Genomic DNA, 20,213 nt, shown 5'->3' with positions numbered 1-20,213 from the left:
CCTTGCATCGGTGCCCTCAGGCGATCTCGTAGCGGAAGTCGGCGGGGCGGGGCCGCTCATGGCCGATCATCATGATCAGCAGCGGCACCTCGCCGGTCTCGTCGAGCGCCAGCTCCTCGGTGAAGGAGATCGCGTCGAAGCCGAGCGCGACCCCGCAGGACAGGCCGGCGGCGGCCGAGGCGGTGTAGACGGCCTGCGAGATGCCGCCGATCACGGCGTTGACCAGGCGGTAGCCGCGGTCGCCCACCGCGTCCAGCACCGCGTGGGTGCGGGCGGCGGGCACGATGACGGCGGCGGCCTGCTCCAGGTTGTAGTTGGCCAGGAAGTAGTTGCTCTGCAGGAAGCCGCCGGGCGGGCCGGCGCTGATCCGCCGCAGCGACCCGTCGCGCCGGTCGTGCAGGTAGCTGCCGGGCTCGACGCCGGCGACGTGGTTGACGAAGACGTACGAGCGGCTGAGCGGCCCGCCGCCCGGGGTCTCGGTGTCGCTGCCGAGCCGGCCCGCGGCGTCCACCGCGGCGAGCACGGTGGCAAGGGCGTCGGCGGGCATGGCCCGCGTCGCCTGGAAGCGTCCGAAGCTGCTGCGCCGGGCGCGCAGGGCCGCCCCCACGGGGGTGTCCAGCGCGCGGGGCGCGGGCAGCGGGGTGCGCTCGCCGCCGTCGGGCACCGGTGGGGCGAGCGCGGCGTCCAGGGTGCCGGCCTGCGGGCGCTGCGCAGCCTGCTCCAGGGTGGCGGCGTGCATGCGCCGGACGGTCTCGAAGGTCATGGTGGTGCGGGACCGCTCCTGGTCGGCGTACCGCACGCGCGGGGCGGCCCCGCCGGGCCCGGGAGCCGCGGGCGCGGCGCCCTCCCAGCGCAGCGGGACGACGGCGAAAACGCCCTCCTCGGCCTCCGCCAGGCCGAGCAGCCGGCCGAGCCGGGCCTCGTCGAACCAGAAGGCCGGGCCGATGTGCAGGCCGTGGGCGCGGGCCCAGATGCGCCAGGTCTGGAGCAGCGCGCCGGTGTCCATCGTGACGACGTGGTAGCTGAAGCTGTTGTACTTGAAGGCGTTCTGCCAAAAGCGCACCCCGAGGACCAGGAACTGGTCGCAGGTCCCCCACTCCCCCGCGCCGAGGGCCGCCCGCACCTCGTGCGTGGCGTCGCCGGCGAGCAGGCGGCGCAGGGCGTGGTGCGGGGTGTCGTAGTAGTAGACGCCGGGTGTCAGCGGGCCGGAGGGGCCGGCGATCCAGTGCACGCCGACCGGGTAGAGGCCGCCGCCGGAGGCCGTGCCGCGCGACCAGTTGGCCTGCGTGTACATCGGCAGCGTGCCGAGGTCGGAGTTGGCCTGGACGGCGAGCCTGCGGCCGACCAGGCCGTAGGACTCCTGGAGCATCCCGGCGAGCAGCGGCAGCGTGAAGGCGCCCGCCTGCTCGGGCCCGAACAGGCCGCGCTGGACGGTCGCCCCGGGCGCGGGCACGGCCGGGGGCAGCGGGAAGGCCGCGGCGCCGGGGAAGTGCTTGCCCTTGCGCGGCCGGTCGGCCCAGTCCGGGACGAAGTCGGCGGGCTCCATGGGGTATCGGCCCCGCCGGACGATGGCGGTCGCGTACTCATGGGCGAATCCCACGGTGGGTCCTCTCTGCGCGGTACGGGGCGGGGCGGGGCAGTGCGGCCGGTGTCAACGGCGGGCGGCGGTACGGGAGTCGGGCGGGCGAGGCTTCGGAGTGCGTCAAGGGAACGGGTGCGGCGCGGGGTTGAGGTCGGCGGCGGTCAGGTCCCGCTCGTGCAGGCCGGCTTCGCGCAGCGCGGTGCGGGTGCGGGGCAGGTGGCGGGCGCGCTGCCGGCGCCAGCCGAAGTCGATGGGCAGCAGTCCCGGCACGATCACGCCCGCGGTGTGGAAGCCGAGTTGCCGCTGCTCGGGCATGGTCTGGTCGACGGTGATGACGTCGAAGCCGGCCTTCGCGACCGCCGCGACGCACGCCGCCACGTCCTCGCGCAGGTCCTCGGCGGGCGGCAGAGCGCCGGGGCCGGTGGCGGCGATGTCCGCGAGGGCGACGCGCGGCCGGCCGGCGCCGCCGCGCAGCAGGAAGTCGGCGTGGTGGGCCATCTCGGGCAGGCCGTAGAGCAGCGGGTGGTCGTGCAGCACCTGCACGCGGTCGAAGTCGGCGGCCAGCGCCCGCAGTCGGGGCTCGTCGCGGGCGGTCCTGCGGCGCAGGTTGACCGCGTCGGTGGCGATCTCGCACAGCCCGGCGGCGAGTGCCGCCTCCGGGTCCAGCCCGGCGCCGGCGCCGAAGCACAGCCGGCCCAGGCCCCCGTCGACGCGTTCGGCGACGGCGGTGACGACGGGGATCGGGAAGGTGACGCGGGTGTCGAAGAAGCGCGCGCGGTAGCCGTACATCGCGAGCCGGTCGATCATCGCGCGGGTCTCGGGGCGGCGGGAGGCGGACGCGTCGATCTCGGGCAGCGGCGCGCGGCCGTACCAGGCGAGCAGGAACGCGTCGCGCTCCACGACCTCCATCAGGCCGTGGTAGACGGCCTCGGCCAACGACCCGCCGGAGGCGCAGCCGTTGGAGCTCTCCTGCACGAAGCGGTGCTCCAGGCCGCCCGGCGCGTGGTAGTAGGCGATGATCTCCGGTACGAGCAGGGGCCGCGCGTCGCGCAGCGACCAGCCCCACACCCACGGGATGGGGCGGGCGGGGTCGAAGGGCCGCACGCCGGGTTCGGCGTCGTGGAACTCCGGCGCGTACAGGCCGCATGCGCGCGGGTCCAACACGGCCCCGTCGGCGGCGAGTTCGTCGTACGCGGCGACGACGGCGGTGCGCTTGCCGCGCGGGCGCATGCCGGCGAAGCGCTCCAGCCCTTCGAGCAGGCCGACGCGTTCGCTGGAGCGGTAGGACGGGGTGTGGCCGCCCCAGAAGCACTCGCGCAGGTAGTCGCCCGAGCGCAGCAGGAACGAGCCGACGGTGGAGGACGTCGAGGCGGAGATCAGGTCCGGCACGACGGACGGGCCGAGCATGCCGGCCGCGGGGTTGACGAACGCGGTGAACGGCACGTCGTAGTCGTCGGCGGAGCGGGCCCGGAAGACGTCCGGCGCGGGCTTGGGCGCGGGCGCCGGCTCGATCCTGGCGCCCTCGGCGGTGTCGGCAGGCCGCACCCCGCAGCGCGGGCACTCGGCGTCCGGCACGAAGCGGAAGCGCGTCACCCGCAGCGTCTCGGTGTCCACGAGGAAGGCGTACGGGTGCCGGTCGGCGCCGCTGCCGGGCCGCTCGTGGTGCGCGGCGACGAGCGCGGCGACGGTGTCCACGCCGAAGGCCGTGCCGGCCGGCCCGCCGCCGGCCGCCCTGGTCTCCCGCCCGGTCTCCAGCGCCTCGCGCAGCGCCCGGGCCCGCACTCCCTGCCAGCGCCGGGCCAGGCAGCGCGGGCAGCCGGCTCCCCCGCCGGGCGCGAACGGCCCGACGACGGCGAGGTGCCCGTAGCGCAGCACGTGCACGGCCGCGGGCGGCGCGGGGTCCTCGGCGCCGGCCGCCAGCTCGTCGCGCACGCCGAGCGCCCCGACGGCCACCTCGGGCCCGTGCCCGCCGGTGAGGGCGGCCAGGCCCGCGGTGAGGCGGGCGGCGAGGGCGGCGCAGAAGTCGCCGAGCGGGCCGCCGGTCGTGGTGCGGGACGGCAGGTCGGTGCCACTGCCGCCCCGCACGTCGCGGGGTCCCGCGGGTGCCGGGCGCACGCCGGGTTCCGGCTCCCGCAGGGGCGGGGCGCAGGAGTCGGCGCGGGTCATGCGCGGGGCTCGGGGGTGGTGAGCAGGACGCGGGCGGTGCGGATGCGGGCGGAGGCCAGGTCGGGGGTGTCGGTGGGGGTCGTCAGGGCGTCGCGGCCGGCCGCGCGCAGGGCGGCGGCGACCTCGGGCCAGGTGGTGCCGCGGTCGGGGCCTGCCGTACCGGTGGCGGTCAGGGCGGCGGGGTCGAGGTCGGCCAGCAGCGGGTCGCCGAGGTCGGGCGCGCCGCCGGTCTGGACGGCGCCGAGGACGTCGGCCATGGCGGCGAGCAGCGCGTCCCGGCGGCGCAGGTCCGCCGCAACGGCCCAGCGGGGCACGCCGGTTGCCGGGTCGGCGGTACGGGCGAGCACCACCGGGAGGAGCCGGTCGCCGCCGCCGAGGTCGAGGAGCTCCAGCTCGACGCCGAGGCCGGCGGCGGAGCGCAGCAGGAAGGTGATCTCGGCGTCGTCCGCGGCGAGGCCGCCGGGCGCGATCCGGGCGGCGCCGAGGGTGCCGCGCAGCGCCCGGCGCAGGGCGTCGTGCGCGAGGGCGGTGCGCAGGGCGCGGGCCGCGGCGCCGGCGGGCGTCGGGCCCGCGCCGGTGCCGGCGGCGGTCGGCTCGACGAGGCGGGCCCGGTTGTCGGGGCCGAAGGGCCGCAGCGCGGCGGCGGGCACGAGCAGGGTCTCGCCGGTGAGCATGGAGGTGACCGGGCACCAGCGCGCGACCGGCTCCGCGGGCGCGCCGAGCCCGGAGGCGATGGCCAGCCGCTCGGCCGCGACCGTCCGCCACTTGCCGCGGGCGGCCTCGAACTCGGCGCCGGCCAGCACCTGTTGTGCGGGCACGACATGCTCGCCGTACACCTCCGCCGCCCGCATCAGGGCCCGCAGCCGCGCACCGGCGACGTGGTGGACGTCGTAGGCGGTGATCTCCCGCCGGACGCGGTGCCCGAGTCCCAGCGTCACGGCGCTGACCTTGAGCGGGGTCTGCGTGCGGTCCTCGTCGGCGTAGGCGGTGAAGACGCCGGCGAGCGGCTGGACGAGCGCGGCCCGGCCGGAGATCTCGGCGAGCGCGGCCTGCGCGGCGTCCTCCTCCTCGGCGCCGCTCCCGACCGGCCCGCCGAGCGGCGAGACGGCCCCGGAGGGCAAAGGGCCCTGCTCGTCCGGCAGTTCGGCCAGCAGCAGCGGGGCCCCGGCCGGCTCCTGCGCCAGGGGCGCGCAGTGCGGGCAGGCCGGATGGGGCAGCAGCGGCTCCGCGGCGGTGTCGAGGGAGTCGGTGTGCTGGATGAGGAGTTGGTTCTCGGTCTCGGCGGGCAGCACGCCCGTGGTGCGGCGGAAGACCTCGTAGGCCAGCAGGTTGCCGACCATCGCCGCGAGCGGTCCGGTGAGCCCGGGGTCGTACGGGGCGGCGGTGGCGACCGCGCTCCACAGGTCGGCCGCGGCGCCGGGCTCGCCGCCGGCGCCCAGGCGCAGGGCCGCGCAGGTCCAGCAGCCGGTGCCGGCGTGGGACATGAAGGGGCCGATGACGACGCGGTCGCCGTAGGGCCAGGCGGGCAGCAGGGTGCGGCCGGCGGGGATGCCCGCGTCGAGGAGGGCGGAGAGCCGGCGGGGGCCGTGCGGTCCGGTGACCAGGACGGTGTCGTAGCCGTCGAGGTCGTCCCAGCCGTATCCGGCCGGGTCCGGGCCCGGCGCCGGTTCCAGCAGCGCGACCTGCGCGGCGCAGCCCTCCTCGCGCAGGGCGGCGGCTTCGGCCAGGACCTCGGCGAGGCCGCTGCCGGGGCGGTCGAGCCCGGCGGGGACGGCGAGGGCGGCGCAGCCGTTGCGGACGAGGCCGAGTGCGGCCCAGCGGGCGACCTGGTCGTCGCCGAGGACGGCGACCCGTGTCCCGCGGAAGCGCGCGAAGCGCTCGGCGGCGCCGTCCACGTAGTGGTCGACGTAGTCGACCTGGGCGGCGAACCGCTCGGCGACGGCGGGCCCGAGGGTGTCGGCGGCGTCCTCGGCGGGCGCGGCGTCCCGGGCGAAGCCACGCGCGTAGAGCGTGCCGACGAGCTGGACCACCATGTCGCGCTGCTTGTCGCCGAGGCCGTTGCACAGCGCGGCCACGGTGTGGTCGCCGGTCAGGTGCGGGACCATGACGCCGGCGAAGCGGTAGGCGGAGGGCATGACGACGCTGAATCCGCCGCGGGCGTTGTGGAAGTGCACGCCGGTCGGCGTCTGCGTGTAGAGGACGTCCCGGCGGATGCGCGGCCGGGTGCCGGCGAGCTCGTCGTAGGTGGACACCATGTCAGTCACGCCTCCGTGGGGTGCAGTCCTGCGGCGTCCGGCCGCTGCGGTTGTGGGGTGGGGTGGGGTGTCCGTTGCGGACGGCCGGCGGGCCGGGCGGCGCGGGTGCCGCGCCCTCGGCGGAGCCGGGCGCGGGGGCGGGCGGTTCGGGGCCGGGGGCGTGGGCGGTGCCGGCGGCGGCGCGGGCGAAGACCCGCAGCAGTTCGTGGACGCGGTACTGCCCGCGCGGGCCTTCTTCGAGCAGGCCCGCGCCGACCAGTCCCTCCAGCACCCTTTCGCCGTCGACGGGTTCGCCGGCCGGCGCCGGTCCGGTGAGTGCCGGTCCGGCGAGTCCCGGTCCTGGCGTGCCGGCCGAATGCGCCGGCGGGAGCGCCGGACGGCGGGCGGGGCCGGCGTCCTCGGCACTCTCCCCGCGTAGAATGGCCAGTTCGCGCCGTTGCAGGCCCGCCCCGGGATCGACGCCGAGCGCATGCGCGAGATGCGACTTGAGCCGCCGGTATTCGGCAAGTGCCTCCGCCCGGCGGCCCGCCCGGTCCAGTGCGACCATCAACTGCTCGGTGAAGCGCTCGTGCAGCGGATGCGCCCGGGCGGCGCTGCGGATCTCCGCAAGGGCCTCCCGGTGCCTGCCGCACTCCAGTTCGAGGTCGAAGACCCGCTCGATGGCCCGCAGCCATTCCTCTTGGAGCCGCGGCAGCTCGTCGCGGTGCAGCAGGTCGGACGGGACGTTGCCGAGCAGCGGCTGCTGCCACAGCGCCACCGCGGCCCGCAGCAGCCGCAGTTCATCCTCGGGCCCGGCGGCGTGGTAGGCGGCGCCGAGCAGTTCGCGGAAGCGCACGAGGTCGAGCGTCTCGGCGTCCGCGGTGAGCCGGTAACCGCCGGGGACGGCCTCGATCATCGTCGCCGCGATGCCGTATTTGGCGAACAGCCGGCGCAGCCGCAGAACGCAGGAGTGCAGTGCCGACTTGCCCTGGGCGGGGGTTTCCCCGCCCCAGATGACGCGTTGCAGGAATTCCACGGAGACCACTGAATTCGCATTCAGCAGCAATGCCGCGAGGAGTGCCGCAGGCCGGGACGGCTGAAGCACCACGGATTCACTGCCGTCGGTGACCGCCAGCATTCCGAGAACCGTGAAACGCGTGTGGTCAGCCGCCCGCTGCGGCTCTCCCGCATTTCCCGGTGGTATTTCTGCACTGTTTTCCAGAGCGTTGGACCAGACCACCACACCACCATCCCCGTAGCCCCGTGCGACCACGGCCGCCGCCTCCGTCGGTGTACCCGGAAGCGGGGCGGAACGACCCGGCCGATCAGACCGGATCGCGGTCAACGAGGACAGTACGGCAGAGTTCTTTACCTTGTCCAGTAATTCCGGCCAATGCGCTGCCACGAATCTGCGGCACCCCGTACAGCCGACCGCAAAGCCGAATCGGGGCGCACAACCGGGACACACCGGACTGCTTCGGTCCGGTACGGAAGCGAGCAATCGGACATATCCTGCGGAAATTACGGCAATGTAATTCGGAGGTGAACTAGGATCCTTCATGCCCGGGCTTTACCTTCGACATCCGCGGGTCGGCAGCAATTCAGGAGAAGTACCGTTCGCGGTCGTTTGCTAGCACCTGTGTGCGGGCACCGGCGGACCTGCGGATTCCGGTCGTCCCGGTCACGGACCGTCCGCCGGCGGTGACCGCGGGCGGGGCCGTCCTGCACTATGGGGTCACGACACCGACCGGGAGTGGTGACCATGGCTGAGAGCATGCCGGTGCGCTGTCCGGCCTGCCGCCGTGACCATACGTACACCGCGCCGACCTACCCGTGCGCGTGCGGGGCGCCGTTGTGCCTGCCGGTGCTGCGCGGCGGGCACCCGGTGGAGGTCAGGCACCGCTCGTGGGAGGACTCCTGGGTCCGGCTGCGGTGCGCCGGCTGCGGGCGCACCGACCAGTGGCCGCGGCCCGAACTGGGCTGCCCGTGCGGCGCGTTGATCCGGCTGCCGGTGGACGACGAGGCCGCCGGCATCCCCGGCCCGCTGCCGTATCCGGGCGGCGCCGCGCCCGCGCCGACCGGGGACGTGCCGCCGCCGACCACGGCCAGGCCGCCCTTCCGGCCGGTGACGATCCGCACCGGGCGGGACGCGCTGACGGCGGCGGCGCAGTATCTGAAGTGGCTCGGCTTCGCCGACGTACGGCTGGCCGGCGACCGCACGGCCAACGGCATCGACCTGCGCGGGCGCGGCCTGGTCGCCCAGGTCGACCCCAGCACGCAGCCCACCGCCGTACGCGAGGTCGAGTGCCTGTGGCTCAACTGCGCGAACGAGGACGCGGTCGGCGCGTTCTTCTCACTGGCCGGCTACGGGCACGAAGCGCGGCTGCGGGCCGACCGGTTGGGCGTGCCGCTGTTCGTGATGGACCTCACGGGAACCCCGCAGCCGGTGAACCCGGCCGCCGAGGAGCTCATCGCCTCGGGCCCGCCCCCGACCCCGCCGCAGGCTCGGCCGCAGGACCCGCCGCCGCGGGACCCGCCGCAGGACCCGCCGCCCGCCGGGTGAACTCCGCGCGCAGCTCCACCTTGCGGACCTTCCCGCTCACCGTCATCGGGAAGGCGTCCATCACCCGCAGATGCCGCGGCACCTTGAAGTGCGCGAGCCGGCCGCGGCAGTGCTCGGCGATCTCCTCCAGCGTCGGCGGGTCGGCCGGGTCGCGCGGGATGACGCAGGCCAGCACCTCCTCGCCGTACGTCGGGTCGGGCACCCCGACCACCTGCACGTCGGAGACCTTGGGGTGGCCGTACAGGAACTCCTCGACCTCGCGCGGGTAGACGTTCTCGCCGCCCCTGATGATCATGTCCTTGATGCGGCCGACGACCGCGACATAGCCGTCCTCGCGCATCACCGCGAGGTCCCCGGTGTGCATCCAGCGCGCCGTGTCGACCGCCTCGGCGGTGCGGTCCGGCTCGTCCCAGTAGCCGAGCATCACCGAGTAGCCGCGGGTGCACAGTTCACCGGGCGTGCCGCGCGGCACCGTCACGCCCGTGGCCGGGTCCACCACCTTGACCTCCACGTGCGGCAGCGCCCGGCCGACGGTGCCGGTGCGGTGCTCGACGGGGTCGTCGCGCCGGGTCTGGGTGGAGACCGGCGAGGTCTCCGTCATGCCGTAGCAGATGGACACCTCCGGCATGTGCATCTCGGTCATCACGCGCTTCATCACCTCGACCGGGCACGGCGATCCGGCCATGATCCCGGTGCGCAGCGAACTCAGGTCGTACGAGGCGAAGTCCGGCAGCGCCAGCTCGGCTATGAACATCGTGGGGACGCCGTAGAGCGCGGTGCAGCGCTCCTGCTGCACCGCGCGCAGCGTCGCGGCCGGGTCGAAGGACGCGGCGGGGATGACGATGCAGGCGCCGTGCGAGGTGGCGCCGAGGTTTCCCATCACCATCCCGAAGCAGTGGTAGAACGGGACCGGCAGGCAGATCCGGTCCTGCTCGCTGTAGCCCACCGTGTCGCCCACGAAGAAGCCGTTGTTGAGGATGTTGTGGTGCGAGAGCGTGGCGCCCTTGGGGAAGCCGGTCGTGCCCGAGGTGTACTGGATGTTGACCGGCTCGTCGCAGCTCAACGTCGCCTCGACGGCGGCCGGATGGCCCGCGTCCACATCTTCGCCCGCGGCCAGCAGCGCGTCCCACGACGGGTCGCCGATGTGCACCGTCTCGCGCAGGTCCGGGCAGTCGGCGCGCACCCGCGCGGCCATCTCCCGGTAGTCGCTGCCGCGGTGCTCGGCGCTGGCGATGAGCAGGCCGACCCCCGACTGCCGCAGCGCGAAGGCCAGTTCGTGCAGCCGGTAGGCCGGGTTGACGTTCACCATGATCGCGCCGAGCCGCGCGGTCGCGTACTGCACCAGCACCCACTCGGGGCAGTTGACCGCCCAGATGCCGACCCGGTCGCCCTTGCGCACCCCGCGCCCGGCGAGCCCCCGGGCCACCTCGTCGACCGCGCGGCCGAACTGCGCGTACGTCCAGCGGCGTCCGCTCGGCACGTCCACCAGCGCCTCGCGGTCGCCGAAGGCGGCGACCGCCCGGTCCAGGTTGCGGCCGACGGTGTCGCCGAGCAGCGGGGTGCCGCCGGTGCCGTGCGCGTACGACGGCTCGGCGGCGCTCACCGGTGGTCCTCCTCGCGGAATTCGGCGCTGCCGTCGTGCATCGTGGCCTCCCGCAGCTCGATGCGGCGGATCTTGCCCGAGACGGTCTTCGGCAGCGGCGCGAACTCCAGCCGCCGCACGCGTTTGTACGGTGCGAGCACCGACCGCGAGTGGGCGAAGATCGCGGCGGCCGTCTCGCCGTCCGGCTTCCAGCCCTCGGCGAGCACGACGTACGCCTTGGGGATCGCCAGCCGCAGCTCGTCGGGCGCGGGCACCACGGCGGCCTCGGCGACCGCCTCGTGCTCCAGCAGCGCGCTCTCCAGCTCGAACGGGCTGATCTTGTAGTCGCTGGACTTGAAGACGTCGTCGGACCGCCCGATGTACGTGATGTAACCGTCCGCGTCCCGGCGGCCGATGTCGCCGGTGCGGTAGTAACCGCCGCCCATGGCCTCCTCGGTGCGCTCGGGGTCGCCCGCGTAGCCGGTCATCAGGCCGACCGGGCGCTCGGTGAGGTCCAGGCAGATCTCGCCCTCGTCGCCCGGCTCGCCGGTGACCGGGTCGACCAGCGCGACGGTGTAGCCGGGCGTCGGGCGGCCCATGGAGCCGGCCTTGACCAACTGGCCCGGGGTGTTGGCGACTTGCACGGCGGTCTCGGTCTGCCCGAAGCCGTCCCGGATCAGCACGCCCCACAACCGCCGTACGTGCTCGATCACTTCGGGGTTGAGCGGTTCACCGGCCGCGACCGCCTCGCGCGGCGGGGTGGCGAGCGCGCCGAGGTCGGCCTGGATGAGCATCCGCCACACGGTGGGCGGCGCGCAGAAGCTCGTCACCCCGCAGCGGTCCATCTCGGCCATCAGCCGCGCCGCGTCGAAGCGCGTGTAGTTGTGCACGAAGACCGTCGCCTCGGCGTTCCACGGCGCGAACAGGCTGGACCAGGCGTGCTTGGCCCAGCCCGGCGAGGAGATGTTCAGGTGCACATCGCCCGGGCGCAGCCCGATCCAGTACATCGTGGCGAGGTGGCCGGCCGGATACGAGACGTGGGTGTGCTCGACGAGCTTGGGCCGGGCGGTGGTTCCGGAGGTGAAGTACAGCAGCAGCGGGTCGGAGCCGGCCGTCGGCCCGTCGGGCTCGAAGCCGGGCGGGACGGCGTACGCCTCCTCGTAGGCGAGCCACGGCGAGGTCGCGCCGCCGACCGCGATCCGGGTGTAGTCGCCGGGGACGTCGTCGAACTTCGGGGTGTCCGCGGCCCGTACGACCGCGTGCCGGGCGCCGCCGCGGCCGATCCGGTCGCGCAGGTCGGCGGGGCCGAGCAGCGGTGTGCAGGGGATCATCACCGCGCGCAGCTTCATCAGCGCCAGCGCGCACTCCCACTGCTCGACCTGGTTGCCGAGCATCAGCAGCACCCGGTCGCCGGCGCGCACCCCGCGGGCGCGCAGCCAGGTCGCGACGCGGTCGGAGCGGTCGGACATCTCCCGGAAGGAGATCATCGCCTCGCCGCCGTCCTCCTCCACGATCCACAGGGCGGGGCGGTCGTTGCCCGCGGCGATCACGTCGAACCAGTCCAACGCCCAGTTGAACCGCGGCAGTTCGGGCCAGCGGAAGGCGTCCCGGGCCGCCTGGTAGTCCTCGCGGTGCCGCAGCAGCACGTCCCGGGCGGCCCGGAATGCCCCGGTCGCCTCCGATACCGCCATGTGTCCTCCTCGTGCAGGTGCTCTCGATAGCATCGTCGGGTAGTGACGTGGGTCTCACTACCCCCGGACGGGGGTGAGGAGGTGGCGCGGTGGACGGCAGTGCCGCAGACGCCGTGGAGGTACGGGCCGCTCTGCTGCGGATGCGCAGGTCCGGGCTGCTCCCGGTGGCCTTCGGCGGGCTGCTGCCGGCGGCCGGCGCGCCGCAGTTCCGGATCACCGAGCTCGCCGGCACCGGCACGGACTCGCTGCGGGGCCTGGCCGTACGCACCGGCAACGGGCTCGGCGGCAAGACGCTGGCGCTGCGCCGCCCGTACGCGGTCACCGACTACGGCACGTCCCGCGCGATCAGCCACGAGTACGACGCCGCCGTCGCCGGCGAGGGGCTGCGGTCGGTGCTGGCGGTGCCGATCGTGGTGCACCGGCAGGTGCGGGGGGTGCTCTACGGAGCGCTGCGGCAGCCGTACGCCATCGGCGACCGGCCGCTGGCCGCGGCGATGGACGCGGCGCGCGACCTGGAGCAGGCGCTGGCCGTACGGGACGAGGCGCGGCGGCTGCTGGCCTGCGTGCAGGCGCCGGCCGCGGCGGACCCGCGGGCGTGGGAGGAGGTGCGCGCCGCGCACTGCGACCTGCGGGCGCTGGCGGTACGCATCGCCGACGCGCAGTTGCGCCGCGAGGTCATGGCGGCGTGCGCGCGGCTGGCCGCCGCGGCGGTGCCCTCCGGGGCCGGGCGGGCCCCCCTGGCGGCGCTCACGCCGCGCGAGCTGGACGTCCTCGCGGCGGTCGCCTGCGGCGCGACCAACGCGGTGGCCGCGGGGCGGCTGCGGTTGCGGCCGGAGACCGTCAAGTCGTATCTGCGCTCGGCCATGCGCAAGCTCGGCGCCCACACCCGCCTCGAAGCGGTGACCTCCGCCCGCCGGGCGGGCCTCCTGCCGTAGCCGTGTGCCGCCCGGGCTACCACCACCGGCGGGAGGTCAGGGAACGGACAGGACGGGGCAGGACCGGCGGAAAAAGGGGGCGCGCCCCCGGCGGGGGCGGCGGTAGCGTGCGACGGTGAGCCTTGAGCGGATAGGCGGCTTCGCCGCCATGTCGGTGGTCCTCGTGCTGATCCCCGGCCCGAGCGTGCTGTTCGTGCTCGGCAGAGCCCTCGCCCACGGGCGCCGCACGGCGCTCGGCAGCGTCGTCGGCAACGCGGCGGGCGCCTACGTGCTCAGCGCGGCCGTCGCGGTCGGCCTGGGCGAGATCGTCTCGCGCTCCGTCGCGCTGTTCTCCGCGCTGAAGCTGATCGGCGCGGTCTACCTGGTCTACCTGGGCCTCAAGGCGTGGCGCCGGCGCGGTGTGCTGGCCGAGGCCGTGCGCGGGGACGCGGCGGAGGGGGTACCGGCGGCGCCGCGCAGCGATGTGCGTACGCTGTGGGAAGGCTTTGTCGTCGGCGTCACCAACCCCAAGACGATGGTCTTCTTCGCCGCCGTGCTCCCGCAGTTCGTGGATCGCGGCGCGGGCCGTGTGCACGAGCAGATGCTGCTGCTCGGCCTGGTGTTCACGGTCATCGCGCTGCTCTTCGACAGCATGTGGGCACTGACCGCGTCGGCCGCGCGCACATGGTTCGCGCGCTCGCCGCGGCGCATGGCGGCGGTGGGCGGGACGGGTGGCCTGGCGATGATCGGCCTGGGCGTCGCGGTCGCCGTCACGGGCCGCGCCGACTCCTAGGTTCCAGGTCGCGGGGGGTGTGACCAGGCGCACACGCCCGGCACGATCGAAACGTTTGCGTTTCGATATGGCACGACGTACCGTCATTCGAGTACGAAACCGTTTCGTTCCTTCGTTCTTTCGTGCGTCGTCCACACGGCGTTCGTACGTCTTTCGTCCTCTCCGCGGTACAGCCCTACCGTCCCACTTCAGGAGCATCGCCTGATGTCTTCCCAGTCCGCGGCCGACGTCCCCGTCGACCGGCTCACGAAGTCCGTACCGGACGCCCCCGGCGGGGACCCCGCCGAGCGGGCGAACCACCGCTGGTGGGTGCTGGCGGTGATCGCCATCGCCCAGCTGATGGTGGTCCTGGACGCCACCGTGGTGACCATCGCCCTGCCCTCCGCGCAGGCCGACCTCGGCTTCTCCGACGGCAACCGCCAGTGGATCGTCACCGCCTACTCCCTGTCCTTCGGCTCGCTGCTGCTGGTCGGCGGCCGGCTGGCGGACCTCATCGGCCGCAGAATCGTCTTCCTCGTCGGCGTCCTCGGCTTCGCCGGCGCCTCCGCGCTGGCCGGCGCGGCGCAGAACTTCGAGGTGCTGGTCACCGGCCGCGCCCTCCAGGGCCTGTTCGGCGCGCTGCTGGCGCCCGCCGCGCTGTCGCTGCTCAACACCACCTTCACCGACCTCAAGGAACGCGCGAAGGCGTTCGGCATCTACGGCGCCATCGCCGGCGCCGGCGGCGGTGTCGGCCTGCTGCTCGGCGGTGTGCTGACCAAGAACCTCGACTGGCGCTGGACGCTGTACGTCAACCTGGTCTTCGCCGTGGTCGCCTTCGTCGGCGGACTGGTGCTGCTGCGCAAGGGCGCGCCCGCCGACCGCCAGCGGCTGGACGTGCCCGGCACCCTGCTGGTCACCGCGGGCCTGTTCGGCATCGTCTACGGCTTCTCCAACGCCGAGTCGCACGACTGGGGCTCCCCGCTGACCTGGGGCTTCCTCGGCGGCGGTGTGCTGCTGGTGGCGATCTTCAGCTGGTGGCAGACCCGGGTGCACCACCCGCTGCTGCCGATGCGCGTGCTGCTGGACCGCAACCGCGGCGCGTCGTTCACCGCGCTGGCGATCTCCGGCGCCGGCATGTTCGGCGTGTTCCTCTTCCTGACCTACTACCTCCAGCAGTCGCTGCACTACGACGCGGTCAAGACCGGTCTGGCCTTCCTGCCGATGATCGGCGCCCTGATGGTGGCGGCCCAGCTGACCACCAACAACCTGCTGCCCAAGCTCGGCCCGCGCTGGATCGTCACCGGCGGCATGGCGCTGTCGGCGGTCGGCATGGCGTGGCTGACCGTGCTGGACCTCAACAGCACCTACGCGGCCAATGTGCTGCCGCCGCTGCTGGTGACCGGCTTCGGTGTCGGCCTGGTGATGCCCGCCGCGATGAGCGTGGCCACCGAGCGGGTCGGCGAGCAGGACGCGGGCGTGGCCTCGGCCGCGGTCAACACCATGCAGCAGGTGGGCGGTTCGATCGGCACCGCGCTGCTGAACACCCTCGCGGCGAGCGCGGGCAGCGCCTACCTCGCCCACCACACCGGCAAGCTGGTCCAGGCCCAGGCGGCGCTGCACAGCTACTCGACCGCCTACTGGTGGTCGGCCGGGTTCTTCGCGGTCGGCGCGCTGCTCGCCGCGTTCATGTACCGGGGCGGCCGTCCCGCGCCGGCCGGCCCGAACGCGCCCGCGGCGATCCACATGTAGCCGCAGGGCCCCCGAGCACCCGGTGCCGACTGAGCGGACGGCACCGGGCCCGGGGGCCGGTCGCCGGGTCATCGTGGGGACGGGACACCCGGCCGCACCGGCCCCCCAACACACACCGCCCCGCCGGTCCCGCGTCCCCCGTGCGCACCGGCGGGGCGGTCCCGCGTCCGGGCCCGGGCGGGGCCCGCGCCACCGGTCCGGTTGCCGTCCGTGGCGGCGCGGTTACGGTGGACGTATGGACGTCACGACACGGCCGGACCCGGTGACCGCCGGGCTCCGGCCGCTGTACGTACCGGTACGCAGCGGGCCCGCCGGGCTCGTGATCCGCCTGTGGCGCACGCCGTCCGGGGCGCGTACGGCGGTCGCCTTCACCACCGACCAGCGGCTTCGCGCGGCGCTGGGGCCCTGCCAGCCGTGGATCCGGCTGTCGCCGACCGCGCTGCGCCGGCTCGCCGAGCCGCTGGGCGCGACCGGGCTCACCGTCGACCCGCTGCTCTTCTCCCGCCCCACGGGCGCCGGGGTGCCCTGAGGGGCCTCACGTCCCCGGCTGGACGTCCCCGGTGGTCGTCGCCGGGACCCCGCGGCGGGCGGCCAGGTCGCCCGGCGGGATGCCGGGGTGGTGCTGGGAGGCGGACAGCGGCGGGCCGGGGGCGGCCGGGGTGTCGCCGAGGGCGAGCCGGGAGACGATACGGTAGCGGTCGCCGCGGTAGACCGAGTGCACGTACTCCACCGGGCGGCCGGTGTCGTCCTTGGTCAGCCGCTCGAAGAGCAGCGCGGGCGACAGCACCGGCACCCCGATCAGCCGGGCCTCCTCCTCGTTGGTGACGGTCGGCTCGATGGACTGCACCGCCTCGTGCACCCGCACCCCGTGCCGCTCGCGCAGGAAGTCGTAGAAGTCCCCCGACTCCATGTCCTGCGGGCTCAGGCCCGGCACGATCGCGGCCGGCACGTGCAGGTACTCGATCGCCATCGGCTCGTCGTCGACCAGCCGCAGCCGGGCGATGTACGTGATCTCGGCGGCCGGCGAGATGTGCAGCCGGCGGCCGACCCGGGCGCCGGCCTGCACGGTGGTGAACTCCAGGACCCGGCTCGCCCAGGTGCCGGACGCCTGCGGCAGGCGGTACGCGTCGCGTGCCGGGGCCAGTTCCTGGGTGATCTTGGCGCGGGCGACGAACATGCCGCGGCCGTGCTCGCGCACCAGCAGCCCGGTGGTGACCAGTTCGTCCACCGCCGAGCGCAACGTCGGCCGGGAGACGCCCAGTTGCTCGCACAGCGTGCGCTCGGACGGGATCGGGTCGCCGGGGGCGCAGGACTCGACGAGTTCCATCAGGTAGTCGCGGACCCGTTCGCGTTTCACCGCGGATCGCGACGGCTCGCTGACCATGTGGGTGTCCTTTCGTGTCCCGGTACCACCGGTGGCTTGTCCAGCAGGTTATCCAGATGTTGACCAGCGCGCCAGCAGGCCGCGCGCGGCAGGCGGGCGGTCGCACCGCAGGACACGACGGTATACGACCGGATTCCGGGTTCCGCGCAGAGCCTTGACGTGACCAGTGGTCTATGCCACCTTCGGCGCACAGCACCAGACCAGTTGAACAAGTGGTCAATTCCGCCCCGCGCTTCCGAGGTGACATCACCGTGAGATCCAGACTCGTCCCCGCCGCCGCCGCGTTCGCCCTGGCGGCCACCCTCGGCCTGACCGCCTGCGGCGGCTCGTCCTCCGACGACGACTCGAAGGGCTCCGGCGGCGGGGGCACCCCCGCGCCGGCGAAGCTCACCGTGTGGATCATGCAGGACAGCATGTCCGACGGCGTCATCAGCCGCTTCAAGACGAGCTTCGAGGCCGCGCACAAGGGCACCACCCTGGACATCCAGATCCAGCAGTGGGACGGCATCGGCCAGAAGATCACCAGCGCGCTGGCCAGCAAGGACGCCCCGGACGTCATCGAGGTCGGCAACACCCAGGTCGCGCAGTACGCCGCCAGCGGCGGTGTGGTGGACCTGACCGACAAGGTCGCCGACCTCCAGGGCTCGGACTGGATCCCGGGCCTGGGCGACCCCGGCAAGATCGACGGCAAGCAGTACGGCGTCCCGTGGTACGCGGCCAACCGCGTGGTGATCTACAACAAGGACCTGTTCGCGAAGGCCGGCATCACCACCCCGCCCAAGACCCGCGACGAGTGGATCGCCGACACCACCAAGCTCAACTCCGGCGGCAACGACGGCATCTACCTGCCGGGCCAGACCTGGTACGCGCTCGCGGGCTTCGTGTGGGACGAGGGCGGCGACCTCGCGGTCAAGGACGGCGACCGCTGGAAGGGCGCCCTGGACACCCCGCAGGCGCAGGCCGGCATGGCCTTCTACAAGCAGCTCCAGGCGCTCGGCAAGGGCCCCAAGGACTCCGACGAGGCCAAGCCGCTGCAGGCCGACGTCTTCGCCAAGGGCAAGACCGCGCAGATCATCTCGGTGCCCGGCGGCGCCTCGGTCATCACCAAGGCCAACCCGGCGATGCAGGACAAGATCGGCTTCTTCCCGATCCCCGGCAAGACCGCCGACAAGCCCGGCGCGGTCTTCACCGGCGGCTCCGACCTGGTGATCCCGGAGGCCTCGCAGCACAAGGAACTGGCCTACCAGGTGGTCAAGGCGCTGGCCGGCACGGCCTTCCAGACCGACATGGCCAAGGAGATGAGCTACGTGCCCAACCGCACCTCGCTCGCCTCGGTCCTGGACGGCAACCCCGGTGCCTCGGTGATGGCGGTCGGTGCGGCCAACGGCCACGCGACGCCCAACTCGCCCAACTGGGCGGCGGTCGAGGCCAACAACCCGATCAAGCAGTACATGACGCAGGTGCTGACCGGCGCGGACCCGGCAGCCGCCGCGAAGACCGCCTCGGACGCGATCACCAAGGCCCTCAACACCGCGTCCTGACACCGCGGTTGCGCCCCTACGCCCGTCACCGCCGACCCCCGAGGGAGAACCCCGTGCTCACCGCCCGCTCCGCCGCGCCCCCGCCGGCCGTCACGGACCCGCCGCCGGCTCCGCCGCGGGCGCGGCGGCGGGTGCGGGTCGGTGCGCTGTGGCCGTATCTGCTGGTCGCCCCCACCGTGGTGGGCGCCGCGTTCCTGCTGGTGTACCCGCTGGTCAGGAACACGATGATGTCCTTCCAGCACTTCGGCCTCGGCGAGCTCATCCGCGGCGGGGCGACCTGGGTCGGCTTCGCCAACTACCGCACGGTGCTGGACGATCCGGAGTTCTGGACGGTCGTGCGGCGCACCCTGTGGTGGACCGCGCTGAACGTCGCGCTGATCATGGTGCTGGGCACGCTGGTGGCGCTCATGCTGGTCCGGCTCGGCAAAAGGATGCGGCTGGCGGTGATGAGCGGGCTGGTCCTGACCTGGGCGACCCCGGTCATCGCCGCCACCACCATCTTCCAGTGGCTGTTCCAGTCCCGTTTCGGAGTGGTCAACTGGGCACTGGTCAAGCTGGGCTTCGACTCCTACCGCGACTACTCGTGGTTCGCGCACGGCGGCTCGACCTTCGCGATCCTGGTGGCGCTGGTGGTGTGGCAGTCCGTGCCGTTCGCCGCGCTGACCCTCTACGGGGGCCTGACCACGATCCCCGCCGAGCTGTACGAGTCGGCCAGGATCGACGGCGCCGGCGCCTGGCAGTCCTTCCGGCTGGTGACCTTCCCCATGCTGCGCCCGCTGTTCGCGCTGATCACCTCGCTCGAAGTGATCTGGTGCTTCAAGGCGTTCACCCAGATCTGGGTCATCAGCGAGGGCGGCCCGAACGGCGCGACGACGACGCTGCCGATCTACGCCTTCCAGATCGCCCAGAGCCTGCACAAGTACGACCTGGGCGCGGCCGTCTCCACGTTGACCGTGCTGATCCTGCTCGTCGCGCTGGTGTTCAACCTGCGCCGGATGTTCCGCCAGGAGGGCGCGCTGTGACCGCATGGACCACTGGTAAGGCCGCGGGTCCCGCGCTGCGGCGCCCACACCGGCTGCGCGCGGGCCGGCTGCCGCTGAACCTGGCGGCGCTGCTGACGCTCGCGGTGTCGGTCTTCCCCGTCTACTGGATGGTGGTGACCGCGTTCAAGCCCGCCGCCGACATCCAGTCCGACACCCCGTCCTTCCTGCCGCTGCACCCCACGCTCGCGCACTTCGGCACCGCCGTGCACTCCCCCGGCTTCGGCACGTTCTGGCGCAACAGCCTCACCGTGACGCTCGGCGCAGTGCTGCTGTCGCTGGTCGTGGCGCTGCTCGCGGCCTTCGCGGTCGGGCGGATGCGCTGGCGCGGGCGGCGGGCGTTCCTGCTCATGGTGTTCGTCGCGCAGATGGCGCCGTGGGAGGCGCTGCTGATCCCGATGTACGTCATCGCGCGCGACACCGACATGCTGGACCGGCTGTCGATGCTGACGCTGGTCTACTTCATGACGACGCTGCCCTTCACCATCGTCACGCTGCGCGGCTTCCTCGCCGCGATCCCGGTGGAGCTGGAGGAGGCCGCGCAGGTCGACGGCTGCACGCGGCCGGCCGCCTTCCGCCGGGTGACCTTCCCGCTGCTGGCGCCGGGGCTGCTGTCGACGTCGCTGTTCGGCTTCATCACGGCGTGGAACGAATTCGCCTTCGCCAACACGCTGATCATCAAGAACCAGGACGCCCGGACGCTGCCGGTGTGGCTGTCGTCGTTCAGCAACGTCTTCGGTACGGACTGGGGCGCGACGATGGCCGCCTCGTCGCTGTTCATGCTGCCGGTGCTCGTGGTCTTCCTGCTGCTGCAGAACCGGGTGACCTCGGGCATGACCGCGGGAGCCGTCAAGGGCTGACCGCACCCCGCCCGGCACGTCCACCCGGCACGTCCACCCGGCACGTCCACGACGCCCGGCGCCCGCACCCCGAACCCGCGTCCGTACCGCCCGTACCGCGCCCCTCCGCCGGGCGCGTGCCCCGCCCTGCCCTGC

The 20,213-nt window shown here is 73.9% G+C and carries 15 protein-coding genes; 8 read left to right on the top strand and 7 right to left on the bottom strand.

What is annotated here, in order from left to right; genetic code table 11:
* Positions 1 to 16: 16 nt before the first annotated feature.
* From HCN08_RS18815 to HCN08_RS18800, 4 genes are all read right to left on the bottom strand, one after another.
* Entirely contained in the window at positions 17 to 1,600 is a 1,584-nt protein-coding gene (locus HCN08_RS18815; protein ID WP_167984299.1) for a SagB family peptide dehydrogenase, read from the bottom strand.
* 102 nt (positions 1,601 to 1,702) lie between these two features.
* Entirely contained in the window at positions 1,703 to 3,748 is a 2,046-nt protein-coding gene (locus HCN08_RS18810) for a TOMM precursor leader peptide-binding protein (protein WP_167984298.1), read from the bottom strand.
* Positions 3,745 to 6,003 carry a TOMM precursor leader peptide-binding protein gene (locus tag HCN08_RS18805; RefSeq protein ID WP_167984410.1) on the bottom strand — a complete coding sequence of 753 codons (2,259 nt, stop codon included), beginning with the start codon at positions 6,001 to 6,003 and terminating at the stop codon, positions 3,745 to 3,747. Before HCN08_RS18805 ends, HCN08_RS18810 begins: the two co-directional genes overlap by 4 nt.
* A gap of 1 nt (position 6,004) precedes the next feature.
* Positions 6,005 to 7,120, bottom strand: coding sequence for an AfsR/SARP family transcriptional regulator (locus HCN08_RS18800; protein ID WP_167984297.1), 1,116 nt, complete (start codon positions 7,118 to 7,120; stop codon positions 6,005 to 6,007).
* A gap of 624 nt (positions 7,121 to 7,744) precedes the next feature.
* Between HCN08_RS18800 and HCN08_RS18795 the strand changes: the two genes are divergently transcribed.
* Positions 7,745 to 8,545: a hypothetical protein gene (locus HCN08_RS18795; RefSeq protein ID WP_240970220.1), complete on the top strand. Its 801-nt coding sequence runs from the start codon at positions 7,745 to 7,747 to the stop codon at positions 8,543 to 8,545.
* On the opposite strand, the gene HCN08_RS18790 is transcribed toward HCN08_RS18795, so the two are convergent.
* Positions 8,451 to 10,148 (bottom strand): AMP-binding protein, encoded by a 1,698-nt coding sequence (locus HCN08_RS18790; protein WP_167984296.1) that lies wholly within the window; start codon positions 10,146 to 10,148, stop codon positions 8,451 to 8,453. The two genes, HCN08_RS18795 and HCN08_RS18790, sit on opposite strands and share 95 nt — an antisense overlap.
* Entirely contained in the window at positions 10,145 to 11,818 is a 1,674-nt protein-coding gene (locus tag HCN08_RS18785) for an AMP-binding protein (protein WP_167984295.1), read from the bottom strand. Before HCN08_RS18785 ends, HCN08_RS18790 begins: the two co-directional genes overlap by 4 nt.
* A 140-nt stretch (positions 11,819 to 11,958) precedes the next feature.
* On the opposite strand from HCN08_RS18785, the gene HCN08_RS18780 reads away from it, so the two are divergent.
* The 4 genes from HCN08_RS18780 to HCN08_RS18765 all read left to right on the top strand — a co-directional run bounded on the left by HCN08_RS18780 (position 11,959) and on the right by HCN08_RS18765 (position 15,782).
* Positions 11,959 to 12,753 (top strand): helix-turn-helix transcriptional regulator, encoded by a 795-nt coding sequence (locus HCN08_RS18780; RefSeq protein ID WP_167984409.1) that lies wholly within the window; start codon positions 11,959 to 11,961, stop codon positions 12,751 to 12,753.
* Positions 12,754 to 12,901: 148 nt separating this feature from the next.
* Entirely contained in the window at positions 12,902 to 13,525 is a 624-nt protein-coding gene (locus HCN08_RS18775; protein WP_167984408.1) for a LysE family translocator, read from the top strand.
* A gap of 204 nt (positions 13,526 to 13,729) precedes the next feature.
* Complete coding sequence (locus HCN08_RS18770) at positions 13,730 to 15,253, top strand: MFS transporter (protein ID WP_167984294.1); 1,524 nt, start codon at positions 13,730 to 13,732, stop codon at positions 15,251 to 15,253.
* Between the two features lie 235 nt (positions 15,254 to 15,488).
* Positions 15,489 to 15,782, top strand: a complete 294-nt coding sequence (locus HCN08_RS18765) for an SAV_915 family protein (RefSeq protein ID WP_167984293.1) — start codon at positions 15,489 to 15,491, stop codon at positions 15,780 to 15,782.
* Positions 15,783 to 15,788: 6 nt separating this feature from the next.
* On the opposite strand, the gene HCN08_RS18760 is transcribed toward HCN08_RS18765, so the two are convergent.
* A complete protein-coding gene (locus HCN08_RS18760; RefSeq protein ID WP_167984292.1) occupies positions 15,789 to 16,637 on the bottom strand; it encodes a GntR family transcriptional regulator in 849 nt (282 codons plus the stop codon).
* Between the two features lie 251 nt (positions 16,638 to 16,888).
* On the opposite strand from HCN08_RS18760, the gene HCN08_RS18755 reads away from it, so the two are divergent.
* Genes HCN08_RS18755 through HCN08_RS18745 form a run of 3 tightly spaced genes read left to right on the top strand, consistent with a single transcriptional unit; the run spans position 16,889 to position 20,078 of the window.
* Entirely contained in the window at positions 16,889 to 18,178 is a 1,290-nt protein-coding gene (locus HCN08_RS18755; protein ID WP_322974541.1) for an extracellular solute-binding protein, read from the top strand.
* Positions 18,179 to 18,231: 53 nt separating this feature from the next.
* On the top strand, positions 18,232 to 19,200 hold the full coding sequence (locus HCN08_RS18750; protein ID WP_407648839.1) for a carbohydrate ABC transporter permease: 969 nt from the start codon (positions 18,232 to 18,234) through the stop codon (positions 19,198 to 19,200).
* Positions 19,197 to 20,078 (top strand): carbohydrate ABC transporter permease, encoded by an 882-nt coding sequence (locus HCN08_RS18745; RefSeq protein WP_407648838.1) that lies wholly within the window; start codon positions 19,197 to 19,199, stop codon positions 20,076 to 20,078. The genes HCN08_RS18750 and HCN08_RS18745 overlap by 4 nt, the downstream gene beginning before the upstream one ends.
* Positions 20,079 to 20,213 lie beyond the last annotated feature (135 nt).

The sequence above is a fragment of the Actinacidiphila epipremni genome (assembly GCF_012034175.1).
In the GTDB taxonomy this organism is placed as follows: domain Bacteria; phylum Actinomycetota; class Actinomycetes; order Streptomycetales; family Streptomycetaceae; genus Actinacidiphila; species Actinacidiphila epipremni.
Note: the sequence above shows the minus strand (reverse complement) of the source record. Positions and strands in the feature narration are given on the sequence as shown.

Coding starts and splice junctions, on each gene's coding strand:
- HCN08_RS18775 (WP_167984408.1), top strand. CDS start 12,902: ATGTCGGTGGTCCTCGTGCTGATCCCCGGCCCGAGCGTGCTGTTCGTG.
- HCN08_RS18760 (WP_167984292.1), bottom strand. CDS start 16,637: ATGGTCAGCGAGCCGTCGCGATCCGCGGTGAAACGCGAACGGGTCCGC.
- HCN08_RS18800 (WP_167984297.1), bottom strand. CDS start 7,120: ATGCTGGCGGTCACCGACGGCAGTGAATCCGTGGTGCTTCAGCCGTCC.
- HCN08_RS18795 (WP_240970220.1), top strand. CDS start 7,745: ATGGCTGAGAGCATGCCGGTGCGCTGTCCGGCCTGCCGCCGTGACCAT.
- HCN08_RS18770 (WP_167984294.1), top strand. CDS start 13,730: ATGTCTTCCCAGTCCGCGGCCGACGTCCCCGTCGACCGGCTCACGAAG.
- HCN08_RS18805 (WP_167984410.1), bottom strand. CDS start 6,003: ATGGTGTCCACCTACGACGAGCTCGCCGGCACCCGGCCGCGCATCCGC.
- HCN08_RS18785 (WP_167984295.1), bottom strand. CDS start 11,818: ATGGCGGTATCGGAGGCGACCGGGGCATTCCGGGCCGCCCGGGACGTG.
- HCN08_RS18765 (WP_167984293.1), top strand. CDS start 15,489: ATGGACGTCACGACACGGCCGGACCCGGTGACCGCCGGGCTCCGGCCG.
- HCN08_RS18810 (WP_167984298.1), bottom strand. CDS start 3,748: ATGACCCGCGCCGACTCCTGCGCCCCGCCCCTGCGGGAGCCGGAACCC.
- HCN08_RS18780 (WP_167984409.1), top strand. CDS start 11,959: ATGCGCAGGTCCGGGCTGCTCCCGGTGGCCTTCGGCGGGCTGCTGCCG.